At 41.6% G+C, this 245-nt stretch carries 1 protein-coding gene; it reads left to right on the top strand.

The annotated features are described in order from the left end of the window. Nucleotides 1–193: cation:proton antiporter regulatory subunit (locus SB773_RS33990; protein WP_410594895.1), on the top strand; the 193-nt coding region annotated here is incomplete at its 5' end. Between the last annotated feature and the right edge of the window lie 52 nt (nucleotides 194–245).

Here is a 245-nt window from a genome sequence, read left to right as displayed (position 1 = left end):
CCCCATGAGCATGAAGGGAAAAAGCCTCAGGGAGCTGGATTTACGCGCAAAATATAATATCAGCGTCATTGCCATCGTGAGTAATGGGGAAATTATCATAGCACCATCACCCGATCAGGATATCCAAGAAAAAGATATGCTTTTAGTGGTTGGCAATAAAGAAGATCTTGCCGTCTTTGCAAATATTGAATAATGGTTCCCCTTCTCGTTTCCGGTTCTGGCTGTATGAAGATGAACTAAAATCA

The sequence above is a fragment of the Bacillus sp. SIMBA_074 genome (assembly GCF_046534555.1).
Taxonomy (GTDB): domain Bacteria; phylum Bacillota; class Bacilli; order Bacillales; family Bacillaceae_G; genus Bacillus_A; species Bacillus_A mycoides.
The sequence above is the reverse complement of the archived record's forward strand: the minus strand, read 5'-3'. Positions and strand labels throughout refer to the sequence as shown.